The 14,594-nt window shown below is 74.7% G+C and carries 10 protein-coding genes; 8 read left to right on the forward strand and 2 right to left on the reverse strand.

Annotated elements, in window-relative coordinates; genetic code table 11:
• Window positions 1-219: 219 nt before the first annotated feature.
• The 3 genes from ACZ6NC_RS32800 (at window position 220) to ACZ6NC_RS32810 (ending at window position 5,549) form a co-directional block, all read left to right on the forward strand.
• Complete coding sequence (locus ACZ6NC_RS32800) at window positions 220-1,779, forward strand: class I adenylate-forming enzyme family protein (RefSeq protein WP_465737501.1); 1,560 nt, start codon at window positions 220-222, stop codon at window positions 1,777-1,779.
• Between the two features lie 228 nt (window positions 1,780-2,007).
• Entirely contained in the window at window positions 2,008-5,175 is a 3,168-nt protein-coding gene (locus tag ACZ6NC_RS32805; RefSeq protein WP_465737520.1) for a non-ribosomal peptide synthetase, read from the forward strand.
• Entirely contained in the window at window positions 5,172-5,549 is a 378-nt protein-coding gene (locus tag ACZ6NC_RS32810) for a hypothetical protein (protein ID WP_465737502.1), read from the forward strand. Before ACZ6NC_RS32805 ends, ACZ6NC_RS32810 begins: the two co-directional genes overlap by 4 nt.
• Before the next feature lie 64 nt (window positions 5,550-5,613).
• On the opposite strand, the gene ACZ6NC_RS32815 is transcribed toward ACZ6NC_RS32810, so the two are convergent.
• The gene (locus ACZ6NC_RS32815) at window positions 5,614-7,089 is read right to left on the reverse strand and encodes a condensation domain-containing protein (protein WP_465737503.1); all 1,476 of its coding nucleotides are present in this window, start codon (window positions 7,087-7,089) and stop codon (window positions 5,614-5,616) included.
• A gap of 266 nt (window positions 7,090-7,355) precedes the next feature.
• Here ACZ6NC_RS32815 and ACZ6NC_RS32820 point away from each other — a divergent pair, with 266 nt between their 5' ends.
• Together ACZ6NC_RS32820 and ligA are read left to right on the forward strand one after the other, a co-directional pair.
• Window positions 7,356-8,048, forward strand: a complete 693-nt coding sequence (locus tag ACZ6NC_RS32820) for a ScbR family autoregulator-binding transcription factor (RefSeq protein WP_465737504.1) — start codon at window positions 7,356-7,358, stop codon at window positions 8,046-8,048.
• A 225-nt stretch (window positions 8,049-8,273) separates the two neighbouring features.
• Window positions 8,274-10,343, forward strand: coding sequence for an NAD-dependent DNA ligase LigA (gene ligA / locus ACZ6NC_RS32825; protein ID WP_465737521.1), 2,070 nt, complete (start codon window positions 8,274-8,276; stop codon window positions 10,341-10,343).
• Window positions 10,344-10,620: 277 nt separating this feature from the next.
• Here ligA and ACZ6NC_RS32830 read toward each other — a convergent pair whose 3' ends face one another.
• The gene (locus tag ACZ6NC_RS32830; protein WP_465737505.1) at window positions 10,621-11,280 is read right to left on the reverse strand and encodes an HAD-IA family hydrolase; all 660 of its coding nucleotides are present in this window, start codon (window positions 11,278-11,280) and stop codon (window positions 10,621-10,623) included.
• 295 nt (window positions 11,281-11,575) lie between these two features.
• Here ACZ6NC_RS32830 and ACZ6NC_RS32835 point away from each other — a divergent pair, with 295 nt between their 5' ends.
• From ACZ6NC_RS32835 to ACZ6NC_RS32845, 3 genes are all read left to right on the forward strand, one after another.
• Window positions 11,576-12,331 carry a putative protein N(5)-glutamine methyltransferase gene (locus ACZ6NC_RS32835; RefSeq protein ID WP_465737506.1) on the forward strand — a complete coding sequence of 252 codons (756 nt, stop codon included), beginning with the start codon at window positions 11,576-11,578 and terminating at the stop codon, window positions 12,329-12,331.
• A gap of 190 nt (window positions 12,332-12,521) precedes the next feature.
• A complete protein-coding gene (locus tag ACZ6NC_RS32840) occupies window positions 12,522-13,325 on the forward strand; it encodes a GNAT family N-acetyltransferase (protein ID WP_465737507.1) in 804 nt (267 codons plus the stop codon).
• 273 nt (window positions 13,326-13,598) lie between these two features.
• Complete coding sequence (locus tag ACZ6NC_RS32845; RefSeq protein ID WP_465737508.1) at window positions 13,599-14,483, forward strand: Rossmann-fold NAD(P)-binding domain-containing protein; 885 nt, start codon at window positions 13,599-13,601, stop codon at window positions 14,481-14,483.
• The last annotated feature ends 111 nt before the right edge of the window (window positions 14,484-14,594 follow it).

Genomic DNA, 14,594 nt, shown 5'->3' on the forward strand with positions numbered 1-14,594 from the left:
TCTGGTTGAGGAGGTCGCACGTCGGGTGGCGGCGGCAGTGAAGCCGTCGAGCGGCCGGCGGCGAGCGGCGCCGAGCTGTGCGGGCTCCGGTGGAAGATCGTCGTGAATCCTTGACCGCATAGATGGTCTATGCCAATCTCTCAGCCAGGTCTGGACCAATGCCCCAGGGAGAGGTGTTCGGGGCTGGCCTGAAGGGGAACGGGGAGAGTGTCAAGTTCCATGCGCAGAGCCGCCGTTGGCGGGACCGCAAACGCCGCCGAGTCGTCCGGGCCACCTGTACGGGCACTGGGCCGCACCGTCCACGGCCTGTTGGAGCTCAGGGCGGCGGCGCAGCCCGAGCGGACGGCGATCAGCACCGACGACGGGCAGCGGCTGACCTTTGCCCAGTGGCAGGAACGCTCGACCTCGGTGGCCGTTGCCCTGGTCCGGCGGGGCATCAGGCCCGGCGACCGGGTGGGTCTGCTCTTCGGCCTGCGCGACTGGCCGGACTACGCCGTCCACTACTGCGCGGTGACCCGGGTGGGCGCCGTCGCCGTGCCGGTCTCGGACCGGCAGCCGGCCGAGGCGGTCGCCTACGTGCTGGGCCACTGCGAGGCCTCCGGCCTGATCGCCGGCCCGGCCGCCGCCGTCCCCGGCGGACCGTGGTGGGCCACCACCCCGGCCGAGCTCGCCGCCGAAGCCGAGGACCCGACCGCAGGGGTGACCGATGCCGGCCCGCTGCCGCAGGTCGGACCGGAGGCGCCGGCCCAGGTGCTCTACACCTCGGGCACCACCGGCCGGCCCAAGGGCGTTCTCGCCGCCCACGGCAACGTCGTGCACGGCACCCGGCCGACCGCCCGGCACCGGCCGCTCACCCACTCCGAGGAGTTCCTGCACTCGTTCGCGGTCGGCACCAACGCCGGGCAGACCATGCTGGTCAACGCCCTGGACGCCCACCCGGCGGCCCTGGTCGCCACCCGCTTCACCCCGGGCCGGTTCGCCCGGCTGATCGAGCAGCGCAAGGTCGGCAGCGTCTTCGTCGTCCCGGCGATGGCCGCCGAACTGCTCAACGCCGGGGTCCAGAACCGCTTCGACCTCTCCTCGGTCCGGCTGCTGGGCTCGACCGCGGCCGCGCTGCCGCCCACCGTGGCGACCGCGCTCACCCGGGCCTTCCCCCGTGCCACCGTGGTCAACTACTACACCTCCACCGAGGCCGCGCCCGCGCAGACCGCGATGGTCTACGACCCGGCGCGCCCGACCGCGCTCGGCCTGGCCGCCCGCGGCAGCGTCATGGTGGCGGGGCCCGACGGCCTCCCGCTGCCGGCCGGGGAGACCGGCGACGTCCACCTGAGGTCCCCCGGGGCCCAGCGCGCGTACTACCGCGACGCCGAGGCGAGCGCGGCGGTGTTCCGGACCGGCTGGGTGCGGATGGGCGATGTCGGATTCCTCGACGAGGACGGGTACCTGCACCTGGTGGACCGCGAGTCGGACGTCATCAAGTCCGGTGCGTACAAGGTCTCCACGCTCCAGGTCGAGGCGGCCGCGCTGGAGCACCCGGCGGTCGCCGAGGTGGCGGTGGTCGGCCTCCCGCACCCGGTGCTCGGGATGAGCGTGGGTGCGGCCGTCGTCCCGGTTCCCGGTGCCGACTTCGACCCGCCGGCCCTCCGCTCCTTCCTCGCCGGCCGGCTGGCGGCCCACGAGATCCCCACTCGGATCACCGTCCTGGACGCACTTCCGCGCAACGAGGGCGGCAAGCCGCTCAAGCGCGCCGTGCGCGAGCTGCTCGTCGCTCCGGCCTGACCCGGCCGTCGCACGGCCAAGTAGTAGCCGACGGCCCCGCCCTCCGGCGTCATTCGCCCACCCGCGCCTGCCGGGGCGCGCCGCTCGCGTCCCCCACTCCGTGGCACTCCCGACCCCTGAAGCGAGTTGTCGATGCCTGACCGCAGCCACCACGCCCTGGAACCGAAGCCGCCCGCGGACGCGGGCTCTGCCGTCCCCGCCGCACCCTCCGCCCGCGCCACAACCGCCATACCTGCCACACCTGGCTCACCTGCGGCACCTGCGTCTCCCTCGCCTTCCGCGTCTCCCGCGCAGCAGGGTGTCTGGCTCACCGAGCGTCTCGGCGCCGCCCGTACCGGCTTCCACATGCCGCTGCGGATCACCTTCGACCGGGTGGACACCGCGGCCCTGGTCGCCGCCTGCGGCGCGGTGGCAGAGCGGCACCCGGCGCTGCGTGCGGTTCTGGTCGAGCACGACGGCACGCTCGAACTCCGGCCCGCCGAGGCCGGGTTCACCGTCACCGAGACCGACACGGCCGTGGATGGACCGGACAGCCTGGCCAAGCTGATCGCCGAGGAGACCGCCCGGCCGTTCGCCCTGGACGCCGGACCGCTGGCCCGGTTCACCCTGTTCCACGGCCCTGACGGGCGCGCCGATCTGCTGGTCGTTGCCCATCACGCCGTGTTCGACGGCATCTCCAAGGACGTCCTGGTCACCGACCTGGCCGCCGCCTACAACGCCCTGGTGGCGGGCGCCCCGGCCGGCGCGCCGGAGCACGGCGTTCCGGAGCGCGGTCACCCGGTCGCGCCGGCCCCCGACGCGACGCTGGTCCGGGAGGCCGCCGACTGGTTCGGCCCGCGCTGGGCCGACTCTGCCGACGTGCTCCTGCCCGGTGTCCGCCGCACCGCCCACGGCGCCGGCCCCGGCGAGGCCGTGACCCGAGCGCTCGACCCCGTCACCCTCGGCGCGGCCGCCCGCGCCTGCGGGGTGACCACCTTCGAATTCCTGCTCACCGCCGTGCACGCGCTGCTGCGCCGTTACGGCAACACCGACACCCCGGTGGCTCTGCCACTGTCCACCCGTACACCCGAACTGGCGGGCGCCATCGGCCTATTCGTCAACGAGCTGCCGCACCACGCGCCGCCCGTCGGCGAAGCGGCGCCCAGCTTCGCCGAGTTCGCCACCGCCGTCCGGGCCGGCCTGCGTGAGCTGTACCGGTTCCGCACCGTGCCGTTCGGCGCCGCGGTCGGCGGACTCACCCCGCGGGTCGGCCTCACCCCGGTCTCCTTCGGCTACCGGCGCCGCACCGGCGAGCCCGTCTTCACCGACGCCGAGACCCGCGTCGACTGGATGCTCTTCAACGGCACCGCACGCAACACCCTGCACCTCCAGGTGGTCGACGCCCCCGACGGGTGCCTGCTCAGCCTCCAGTACGACCCGGCCGTCCTCGCCCCCGAGTCGGCCCGGCGCATCGCCACCCACTTCGACACCCTGCTCACCGCGGCGATCGCCGAACCGGCCACCGCCCTGGACGCGCTGCCGGTGCTCGACGCCGCCGAGCACCACCTCGTCACCGAGGCCTGGAACGACACCGCCCGCCCGTACCCGGCGGACCGCACCGTGGTCGACCTGTTCGACGCGCAGGCTGCGGCGACCCCGGAGGCGGCCGCCGTCACCGCCGCCGACGCCACCCTCCGCTACCGCGAACTGAAGGAGCAGTCCGTCGAACTGGCGGGCCGGCTGGCCGCCCTCGGCATCGGCCCCGGCTCCTTGGTCGCGCTCCACCTGGACCGCACCTCGCGCCTCCCGGTCGCCCTGCTCGCCGTCCTCCGCACCGGCGCCGGCTACCTGCCGCTCGACCCCGGCTACCCCGCCGACCGGCTGGCCTTCGTCCTCGCCGACTCCGACGCCGCCCTGCTGCTCGCCGACGGCGAACCGGGCGCCGAGGTCGCGGCCGCCGCCCCCGTGGTGCTGCGGCTGGACGAGCCCTCCGGCCCGAGAACCGCGGCCGGGCCGGCCACCGCGCCCGGCCCGCAGGACCGTGCCTACGTCCTCTACACCTCCGGATCGACCGGCCTGCCCAAGGGCGTGGCGGTCGGGCACCGGGCGCTGGTCAACCTGCTCACCTCCTTCGCCGACCGGCTCGGCTCCGGCCCGGACGACGTCTGGCTGGGCCTCACCTCGCTCTCCTTCGACATCTCCGGGCTGGAGCTCTACCTGCCGCTGATCACCGGCGGCCGGCTGGTCCTCGCGCCGGACGGGCTCGCCCTGGACGGCCCGGGCCTCAACGCGCTGATCCGCCGTGAGGCCGTCAGCCACGTCCAGGCCACCCCCTCCGGCTGGCGGGTACTCCTGACCGGCACGGAAGGCCCGGGGCTCGATGCCGTCCACGGGCTCGGTGCCGCCACCGGGCTGGTCGGCGGCGAGGCGCTGCCGCTGCCGCTCGCCCGCGAGCTGCGGGCGCGGACCGCGCGGCTGCTCAACGTCTACGGGCCCACCGAGACCACCATCTGGTCCACCTGCGCCGAGATCCCCGCCGAGCCGGAGCAGGTCGCCATCGGCCGTCCCATCGCCAACACCCGTGCCTACGTGCTCGACCCGAGCCGCCGCCCACTGCCCGTCGGAGTTGCCGGCGAGCTGTACCTGGGCGGCGACGGGGTCGCCCACGGCTACCTGGGCCGGCCCGAGCTGACCGCCGAACGCTTCGTCGAGGACCCGTTCGGCCCGCCCGGCTCCCGGCTCTACCGGACCGGGGACCTGGCCGCCTGGACGGCCGGGGGCGAGCTCGACTTCCTCGGCCGGATCGACCACCAGGTGAAGATCCGCGGCCACCGGATCGAGCTCGGTGAGATCGAGGCCCGGCTGCTGGAGCATCCGGCCGTCGCCGAGGCCGCCGTCACCGTCGACCGGGACGCCGCCGGTGAGCCGCGCCTGGTCGGCTATCTGGTGGCCGACCCGTCCGCCAGGGAGCTGCCGGCCCCGGCCGGGCTGCGCGAACACCTGCGGCGGACGCTGCCCGGCTTCATGGTGCCGCAGCTGTTCGTGCCGCTGGCGGCGATGCCGCTGACACCCAACGGCAAGCTCGATCGCCGTGCCCTGCCCACGGCCGCCGCCGTCGAACCGGTCGCGGTGCAGCCACCCACGGAGAGCGCCCCGGACCCGGTCGCGGTGCAGCCGCCCGCGGAGAGCGGCCTGGACGCGATCGCGGCCGAGCTCGGTGCGATCTGCTCCGAGGTGCTCGGCATCCCGGACATCGCCGCGGACGAGGACCTCTTCGACCTCGGCGCCCACTCGCTGATGTTCATCCAGATCGGCGCCCGGATCCGTAAGTCCTTCGGCGTGGACGTCGACCTCGACGTCTTCTTCGACACCCCGACCGTGGCCGAGATCGCCGAAGCCGTGAAGGAGCAGTTGTGACGGACCACCCGAACACCGACCACCCGTACACCGACCACCCGTACGCCGACGTCCCGTACGCCGACGTCCCGTACGCCGACCACCCGACCGTCGCCCGCGCAGGCGCTCTGCTGGCCGCGCTCGCCGGGATCGTCTCGGATGCCAGTGACGGCGAGCTGACCGCCGCCGAGCTGGTGGCCGCCGCCGACACGCCGTTCGTCGCCCTCGGCATCGGCTCGCTCGCCCAACTGCGCCTGGTGGACGCGGTGGAGACACGCTACGAGGTCTTCCTCGACCTCGGCGGGGACGGCGACTTCCTGCGCAGCCTCGCCGCGCTCGCCGAGCACCTGGTGACCGGGCACGGGGTCGCGGAGGTGGGTGCCGTCGCGGGCTGAGCAGGCCGACGAGGTCCCCGGTCCGCCGCGCGCGGGCCGGGGACGTTCGCGCCCCCGGACGGGATCAGCCCGCGGCGGCGGCCATCACCCGGGCCTCGACGGCGCGCAGCAAGGGCTCCACCTCGGCGGCCGGTACGAACCGGGTGTCCACCAACAGGGTGGCGACCGCCTCGCCGTCGCGGTGCGCCAGGCCGAAGAAGAACTTGCAGTCCTGGCGGGCCCACCGCGACCGCCACCCGAACCGCCCGGCCGGCAGGTCGGTGAGTGCCACGGCCTCGGGCGCGGGGGAGCGGTCCGGGGAGCGCTCCGGCTCCCGGTGGTCGTTGAAGAGCGCGTTGAGGTCCATCGCGGTGCCGCGCCGCTTCTCCTCCGCCAGCACCGCCGCGGCCAGCGCGCCCGGGTCGTAGTGACCGTGCCGGGAGGTCTGCAGCTGGGAGCGCCAGGCCTGCCGGGCGAGTTCATCGAACTCACCCGCCGCGCCGAGGACGACCAGCCCGTTCTGGGCGAAGGCGCCGACCGCGGTCCGCTGGGCCTCGCTCACCCGGTTGCCCAGGATCACCTTCAGCGGCACCGCCGAGGCGCCCGTGCGCGCGCCCAGCTCCAGTCCGACGGCGGCCAGGACGACCGCGCTGGCGGAGGTGCCGGTGCGCACCGCGGCGGCCCGGCTCGCCAGGTCCAGCCGGGGGCAGGCCAGTTGGCCCTCCCACCACCGCTCGGCCTCCCCGGGGCCGGCCTCCTCCGGCCAGAGCGAGGCCGGAATCGCGGCCAGTTGACGCGTCCAGAGGGCGAGGGCCGCCGCGCTCCGGGCGGTCGCCTGCGGGCCCGCCTCGTAGCCGGCCTGCTCCCTCGGCTGCCGGCCCGCGACCGGCGGCGGCAGGGTGCCCGGGCGGCGGCGCTGTTGGGCGAGGAGGCGGCGCAGGTCGTCGCGGACCACCTGGGCGCCGGTGCCGTCGGCGGCGATGTGCGCCACGGTCAGCACGGCTGCGGTGACCAGCCCGTCGACCAGGACGGCACTGACCCGGACCGGGAGGCCGTCCCCGGCTGGGACCTCCGCGTAAACCGCGGCTGCTTGCGCCGAGCCCGGGGGCACCGCGGCCTCGTGCGCCGCGCCCGCCTGCGCCGCGTCCATCTGAGCCGTGTGCGCGAGGAGCTCGAAGCGGAGCGCCTTGTCCTGTGCGGTGATCCGCTCCAGCGCGGCGGCCGGTGGCTCGCCGCCCTGGGCCGTGACCAACCGGACGGGTAGCGTGCCGGCCCCGCGCAGTACCTGTTCGAGGGTGCCGTCTCGGCCCGTGCGGTAGAGGGTGCGGAGCGACTCGTGCCGCTCCAGCAGTGCCCGCACCGCTGTGCCGAACGCCGCCGGTTCAACGGGGTGACGCAGCTCAAGGGGCAGCGCGATGTTGAAGTAGTGGTCGTCGGGCGCGTACCAGGTGATCGGCGCCCAGATCGTCCGTTGCCCCCAGGTCGCCGCGGTGACGCCGTGTGCGAGTCCGTCGAAGCGGACCTCCAGGCGCCCGTCCGCCAGCCGTCTGCCGTCGTCCATCGGTGTCCCCCGTCCGCGTCCACCCGAAGTGGTTCAGACCAATATGTGGCACCGGATCCTAGGCCACCGCCCCGCGCGCGGCTACCGGCCGACGGGAAGCGGGAATATATACCGCATGGTTGGTTTTGTGGGAGCCTCATCACGAGGTGCTTGGGGTCGAAACAGCGCATGCGGTCCGGGATTTCGCGGCAGTTAAGATGCGGGCTGTCTGGTTTTGTTCAATCGCTGTGGCGGGTGGTGGTCGTGTGGTGCGGCAGGAGCGGGCGGTGCGGACGCGCCGGCTGATTCTGGAGGCAGCGGCTTCGGTCTTCGACGAGTTCGGCTACGAGGCGGCGACCATCGGCGAGGTGGTGGCCCGGGCCGGCGTGACCAGGGGTGCGGTCTACTTCCATTTCGCGTCCAAGCGGGAGCTGGCGCAGGGCGTGGTGGAGGAGCAGTTCGTCGAGGATGCCATTCCCGAACGGGCCTGCAAGCTCCAGGAGTTCGTGGACACCGGACTGGTGGTCGCGTACCTGATGCCGCGCGATCCGCTGCTGAGCGCGGGCGCGCGGCTGTCGCTGGGGCAGGACGTCCACGGCGATCTGGGCGGGGGAGCGATCCCGGGGTGGATCGCTCGGCTGGAACAGCTGCTGATCGCGGCGCGGGAGCGGGGTGAGCTGCTGCCGCAGGTGGTCCCGGCCGACACCGCCTGGTTGGTGACGGCGGCCTGGACGGGCGTGCAGATCCAGTCGCAGAAGCTCTCCGGCCGGGCGGACCTTGAGCGGCGGGTCGCCACGCTCTTCCAGCACGTGATGCCCACCGTGGCGGTGCCGGGCGTGCTGGCCGCGTTGGAGATGGATGCCGGACGGGGCGCGCGGGTGGCCGCCGAGGTGTCCGCCGCGCGCGCCGCCGGCGGCGCGGGTGAGGAGCCGGTCGCCGAGGGGAAGGCATCGGGGCGCAGCTCTGACAGGCGGGCGTAGGGAGGGTATGAACATACAGCGCGTCCGGTTTTCCACTGACAAACCGCTCGTCCCGTTTTTCGGGGTGGCCGCTACCCTGCCCGGTGCCCAGGACGAGGTCGGCTCCTGCCGCAGGGCGGCCCCGTCCGCCGTCTGACCAGTGCCGATCCCGGGGCCGGCCGGTCCGCCGGCCGGGCGGAGCCCAGGGTTCGCACTCCAGGTCGATTGTCAGTGGCCGGCGCGATGATGGTCGGTATGAAGGACGCAGCCACCATGGCCTCTCCCGCTGCCCTGGCGTCTCCGGACGTCTATGCCGACGCCGTCGCCACCGCCGTGCGCGCCGCCGCCGCGTACTACGCCGACGGCTCCACCCCGCTCGGCGACGACGAGTACGACGCCCTGGTACGCGCCATCGAGGCGTACGAGGCCGAGCACCCGCAGGAGGTGCTGCCGGAGTCGCCGACCGGCAAGGTCGCGGGCGGCGCGGCGGTCGGCGACGTGCCGCACTCGGTGCCGATGCTCTCGCTCGACAACGTCTTCTCCGCCGAGGAGCTGGAGTCCTGGGCGGCCGGGCTGGAGCGGCGGCTGGGCCGGCCGGTCGCGGCCTGGTGCGTGGAGCCCAAGCTGGACGGCCTCGCGGTCGCCGCCCGCTACCGGGCCGGCCGGCTGGTCCAGGTGCTGACCCGCGGCGACGGCCTCGCCGGGGAGGACATCACGCACGCCGCCGACGCCGTCCTCGGCCTGCCCGCTCGGCTCGCCGAACCGCTCGACGTCGAGCTGCGCGGCGAGGTGCTGCTCACCCAGGAGCAGTTCGAGCACGCCAATGCCGTCCGCACCGAGCACGGCGCCACCCCGTTCGCCCACCCGCGCAGCGGCGCCGCCGGCACCCTGCGGGCCAAGGACAGGCCGTACCGGGTCGAGCTCACCTTCTTCGCGTACGGGGCGGTCGGCCTGCCCGGGCTCGACCACAGCGAGCTGCTGGCCCACCTGGCCGGGCAGGGCGCCAACACCGCGGCGAGCACCGCGGCCGGTCCGCGGCGCTGCACCACGCTGGACGAGGTGCGGCAGCGGATCGACGAGATCGCCGCCCTGCGCGCCGCGCTGCCGTTCGGCATCGACGGCGTGGTGGTGAAGGCCGACGCGGTCGCCGACCAGGAGGACGCCGGTTCCGGCTCCCGGGCCCCGCGCTGGGCGGTCGCCCGCAAACTCCAGGCGCAGCACAAGGTCACCCGGCTGCTCGGTGTCGAGTGGAACGTCGGCCGGACGGGCATCATCGCGCCGCGGGCCGTCCTGGAGCCGGTGGTGATCGACGGCGTCACCGTCACCTACGCCACCCTGCACAACCCGGCCGACATCGAGCGCCGCGGCCTGATGATCGGCGACCAGGTGTTCGTCTACCGCGCGGGCGACGTCATCCCGCGTGTCGAGGCACCGCTCGTGGACGAGCGGACCGGCGCCGAGCAGCCGATCGCCTTCCCGGCGGCCTGCCCGCGCTGCGGCGACGCCATCGACACCTCCGAGCAGCGGTGGCGCTGCGTGCGCGGCCGCGGCTGCCAGGCCGTCGCCTCGATCATCTACGCCGCCGGGCGCGACCAGCTGGACATCGAGGGGCTCGGCGGCACCCGTGCCGTCCAGCTGGTGGAGGCCGGTCTGGTCGCCGACCTCGCCGACCTGTTCACTCTCACCCGCGAGCAGCTGCTCACTCTGGAGCGGATGGGCGACACCAGCGCCGACAACCTGATCGCCGCGATCGAGACCGCCCGCGCCCAGCCGCTGAACCGGGTCTTTTGCGCCCTCGGGATCCGAGGCACCGGCCGGACGATGTCCCGCCGGCTCGCGGCGCACTTCGGCAGCATGGCCGCGATCCGGGCCGCCGACGCCGAGGCGCTGGCCGGAGTGGACGGCATCGGGGTGGAGAAGGCGGCCGTCATCGTCGCCGAACTGGCCGACGTGGCCGATCTGTTGGACCGGCTGGCGGCCCAGGGTGTCGGCACGGCCGTCACCGCGCCCGCCGCCGCTGTCACCGCCGACGGGTCCGGTGCGGAGGAGGAGACCGGGGTGGCGGCCGCGCTGGCCGGCCAGAGCGTCGTCGTCACCGGCACGATGGCCGGGCCGTTGGCCGAGCTGTCCCGCAACGCGGTGAACGAGCTGATCGAGCGGGCCGGCGGCAAGGCCTCCTCCTCGGTGTCCAAGCGGACCACGCTGCTGGTCGCCGGTGAGAAGGCCGGATCCAAGCGGGCCAAGGCCGAGGAGCTCGGGATCCGGATCGTCACCCCGGGCGAGTTCGCCGAGCTGGTCGCCGAGCACCTGGCCTGAGGGCTCCGCCACCGCCTTCGGCCCCGAATGGATTCGGCTCGCCGGCTCGCCGGACCGCCGGACCGCCGGACCGCCCGACCGCCCGGCCGAGACGGACAACGGGCTTGGGCCTCCCCACCGCGAGTGGGATGACGGCCGTCCTCACCCGGTAGCGCCGCCCGGTTCCCGGAACGCCGCGCCGTTCGCCACGACGGTGCTGCCGGGAGCCGGGGCGACCCGACCCGGCGCCCGGACCCCGAACACATCCCGCTGGAGCCGCCGAAGGCGCCGGGTGCTGTCAGTGCGAGTCGGGCGCGGGTGCCGGACCGATGAGGGGCGCGAGCGCCCGCCGCAGGTCGGCGGGATCGCGGTAGAGCAGCCCGGTCATGCCGAGACGGTGGGCGGCCTCGACGTTCTCCGGCCGGTCGTCGACGAAGAGGCAGCGGCCAGGGGTGGTCCGGGCCTGGTCCGCGGCGAACCGGTAGATCTGCGGGTCGGGCTTGGCCGCACCCACGTGGGCGCTGTTGACCACCCCGTCGGCGAGGTCGGCGAGCCCGAGCGCGGCCAGGTCCTCGTCCAGCCACACCGTGGCGTTGCTGACGAGCAGGACGGTGCAGCGCTGCCGGGCCCGGCGGAGCAGGTCGACCACGGCGGCGTCCACGCGGGCCGGCGGCCGGGTGAAGAGCGTGGCCAGTTCGGCGGCCGGACCCGCCGCGACGCCGTCGGCGGCGAGCCGCTCGGCGAGGGCCTGCGCCCACTGCTCGCGGGTGAGCGCGCCGCGCACCAGCGGCTCCACGATCCCCGGGGCGAAGGCCGCCCGCTCGGTGTCGCCCTCGGCCAGCCCTGCCGCCTGTTCGAGGCGGGCGGTCTCGCGGTGGTCGAAGAAGCGGATCACCCCGTCGATGTCGCACAGCACGGCGTCGAAGGGCGGCTTGCCGGAAGGGATGGAGGTCGTCATCGCTCCTGGATACCACCCCGGCCGGGCCCGGCGCCGGGAATCGAGGGTGCCCGGTGGTGCGGTAGGGTGGCCGCGCCGAATGTGACTGCGGACTCGGGGAGGTGAGACCCATTACCGGTGTGTCGGAGCGGGTGCTCCCCGGGAACGGCCGTGATGGCGTGGTGCCGCACCTCTAGCGGTGCCGTGCCGGTCTGGTGACAGTCCCTCGGGGAGTCCTGGCGGATGGTTTCTTCTGCCTGGTCTTTGAGGGGTTTCTCCTTTGTCTGTTTTCTCTTCTTCGCTTTTGCGTTCGTCCGTGGCCGCCCGCCTGCGCGCGGCCGGGTGCGTCTTCGCCGAGGACGAGGCGCGCATCCTGCTCGATGCCGCGGCCACGCCGGCGGAGCTGGCGGTGATGGTCCGCTCCCGTGCGGAGGGGCGCCCACTGGAGCACGTGGTCGGCTGGGCGGAGTTCGGCGGCCTGCGGGTGGCGGTGGACGCGGGTGTCTTCGTGCCCCGGCGCCGCAGCGAGTTCCTGGTCCGGACGGCCGCCGGGCTGACGCCCGAGGGCGCGCTCGTGGTCGACCTCTGCTGCGGCAGCGGCGCCCTGGCCGCCGCGCTGGCGGCCGCTGTCGGCCGACCGGTCGAGGTGTACGCGGCGGACGTCGACGCGGCCGCCGTCGGGTGCGCTCGCCGGAACCTGGCCGGCGTCGGCGGCCAGGTGTTCCAGGGCGACCTGTTCGAGCCGCTGCCCGTCGCCCTGCGCGGTCGGGTGGACGTGCTGCTGGCGAACGTCCCCTACGTGCCCACCGCCGACATCGAGTTGCTGCCCGCGGAGGCCCGCGTGCACGAGGCGCGCCCGGCACTGGACGGCGGGGCGGACGGCCTGGACGTGCTGCGCCGGGTGGCCGGGGAGGCGCCGCAGTGGCTGGCGCCCGGCGGTTCGCTGCTCTTCGAGACCAGCGAACGCCAGGCCCCCGAGGCCCTCGCCGTCGCCGGCTCGGCGGGGCTGGACGCGTCCCTCTCCTGGTGCGAGGACCTCGACGCGACCGTGGTGACCGCCACCCGCCGCTGAAGCCGCTCAGGCCGCCGGAGTCGCTGAAGCCGTCGACGTTGCGCCGGTGACCGGACCCGCCCGGCCCGCCGAGGGGCCCGGGCGGGACGGCGGCCCGCCCGTCCCGCCTGGCCCGCCCGTCCCGCCGCCCGTCCCGTCACCTGCGGAATTCCGATTGCCCCGCAGGTTCCGCGGATGGTGAAGTGCACGCATGAACTCTGATCATGACAAGCTGCTCGCTCTCCTCGACGCCCGGATGCGCCGCGGCGCCCAGCCCGAGACCTCTGCCGCCCGGATCGAGCACACCGCGGACGTGGTGCGCCAGACCGGGCCCGACAACGTCTGGAACGGCATCCTCTGGTCGGACCTCGACGCCGGGAGCGCCGACGCCGCGATCGCCGATCAGGTGCGCCACTACACCGGACTCGGCCAGGACTTCGAGTGGACGCTGTACGCCCACGACCGGCCGGCCGACCTCTCCGACCGGCTGGCCGCCGCCGGCTTCACCCCGGAGGAGGGCGAGACCCTGATGGTCGCCGATGTCGCCGACCTCCTCCGCCGCACCGCGGCCACGGACGCACCGGCCGGCATCGAGCTGCGCGAGGTCACCGACGAGGCCGGCGTGGCGCAGGTCGTCGCCGTCCACGAGCAGGCCTTCGGCACCGACGGCACCCGGCTGGGCCGCCGGATCCTGGCCCAGCTCACGGAGAGCCCGGACACCTTCCGCGTCCACCTCGCCGTCGCCCACCAGGACGGCCGCGAGATCCCGGTGAGCTCCGCCCGGATGGAGCTGCACCCCGGCACCGGTTTCGCGGGCCTCTGGGGCGGCGGGACCCTGGCCGACTGGCGGGGGCGTGGCGTCTACCGGGCGCTGGTCGCCCACCGCGCCCGGATCGCCGCCGACCTCGGCTACGAGTACCTCCGCGTCGACGCCTCCGACCAGAGCCGTCCGATCCTCGAACGCCTGGGCTTCGCCGTCCTGACCACCATGACCCCGTACCAGTACCAGTCCTGACCGGGCGCCCGGCTGGGGGCTGCCGAGAGGCGCCCGGCCGAGGGGAGCCCGGCCGAGGGGAGTCGGCCGGGGGCGCCCGGTCGAGCGGTGCTCAAGGCCTGCTCCACGGCGCTCGGCCGGTGCCACCGGGCGTGGCCGGCTCGCCGGAGCCATGCAGAGCCGGAGCCATGCAGAGTCGGAACCACGTGGAGCCCGAGCCACGTAGACGCGTGCGTATGGAGCTGAGCTCGGCGGCTATGGTCCGCCTGCCCGGACTGGAATTGACTGGTTGCCATGACGGATGACACGCAGACCAAGCAGACCACGCAGACCACGCAGGAAACGCAGCAGCGCCCCGCCTCCCGTGCCGCCGGCCCGCTCGTGCTGGTGACGGGTGGGACGGGCAAGACCGGCCGGCGTGTGGCCGAGCGCCTGGCCGCCCGCGGCCAGGAGGTGCGCGTCGGCTCGCGCACCGCCCCGGTCCCGTTCGACTGGAACGACGAGAGCACCTGGGGGTCGGCCCTGGAGGGGGTCCGGGCCGCGTACCTCTCCTACTACCCGGACCTCGCCTTCCCGGGGGCGGTCGAGGCGGTCGGCGCCTTCTCCCGACTGGCGGCGAAGACCGGCGTGGAACGGCTCGTCCTGCTGTCGGGCCGGGGCGAGGAGGCCGCCCGCGCTGCCGAGGAGGCGGTCCGCGGGGCCGGTACCGGCTGGACCGTGGTGCGCTGCGCCTGGTTCAACCAGAATTTCGACGAGAGCTTCTTCCTGGAGCCGGTCCTGTCCGGAGAGTTGGCGCTGCCCACCGGGGGCGCGGTCGAGCCGTTCGTGGACGCGGACGACATCGCCGACGTCGCGGTGGCGGCGCTGACGGAGGACGGCCACGACAGCCAGGTGTACGAGCTGACCGGGCCGCGTCTGCTCTCCTTCGCCGACGTCGCGGCCGAGCTGTCGGCGGCGACCGGGCGGCAGATTCGGTTCACAGCCGTCACCGTGGAGGAGTACCGTGCGGTGCTGGCGGTGGCCGGGCTGCCGGGCGAGTTCGCGGACCTCTTCACGCTGATCCTCGACGGCCGCAACGCCCACCTGTCGAACGGCGTCCGGCGGGCGCTGGGCCGCGAACCAAGGGACTTCGCCGAGTTCGCCCGCGCCGCGGCCGCCACCGGCGTGTGGAACGCCTGACCCACCCCGCCCCGGGGCCGGGGGGGGGCGGGGGGGCCGGGGGGGGGGAGGGCCAGCCGAAACCCTCCTCACGGGGCAGCAAGCACGCGTGAGACACGCATCCTCCCTCCC

It is taken from the genome of Kitasatospora sp. NPDC041988 (assembly GCF_055588525.1).

What these genes read in the sequence shown, in the direction of transcription:
- ACZ6NC_RS32800 (WP_465737501.1), top strand. Translation starts at nt 220, where the DNA reads ATGCGCAGAGCCGCCGTTGGCGGGACCGCAAACGCCGCCGAGTCGTCC.
- ACZ6NC_RS32815 (WP_465737503.1), bottom strand. Translation starts at nt 7,089, where the DNA reads ATGGACGACGGCAGACGGCTGGCGGACGGGCGCCTGGAGGTCCGCTTC.
- ligA (WP_465737521.1), top strand. Translation starts at nt 8,274, where the DNA reads ATGGTCGGTATGAAGGACGCAGCCACCATGGCCTCTCCCGCTGCCCTG.
- ACZ6NC_RS32830 (WP_465737505.1), bottom strand. Translation starts at nt 11,280, where the DNA reads ATGACGACCTCCATCCCTTCCGGCAAGCCGCCCTTCGACGCCGTGCTG.
- ACZ6NC_RS32840 (WP_465737507.1), top strand. Translation starts at nt 12,522, where the DNA reads ATGAACTCTGATCATGACAAGCTGCTCGCTCTCCTCGACGCCCGGATG.
- ACZ6NC_RS32845 (WP_465737508.1), top strand. Translation starts at nt 13,599, where the DNA reads ATGACGGATGACACGCAGACCAAGCAGACCACGCAGACCACGCAGGAA.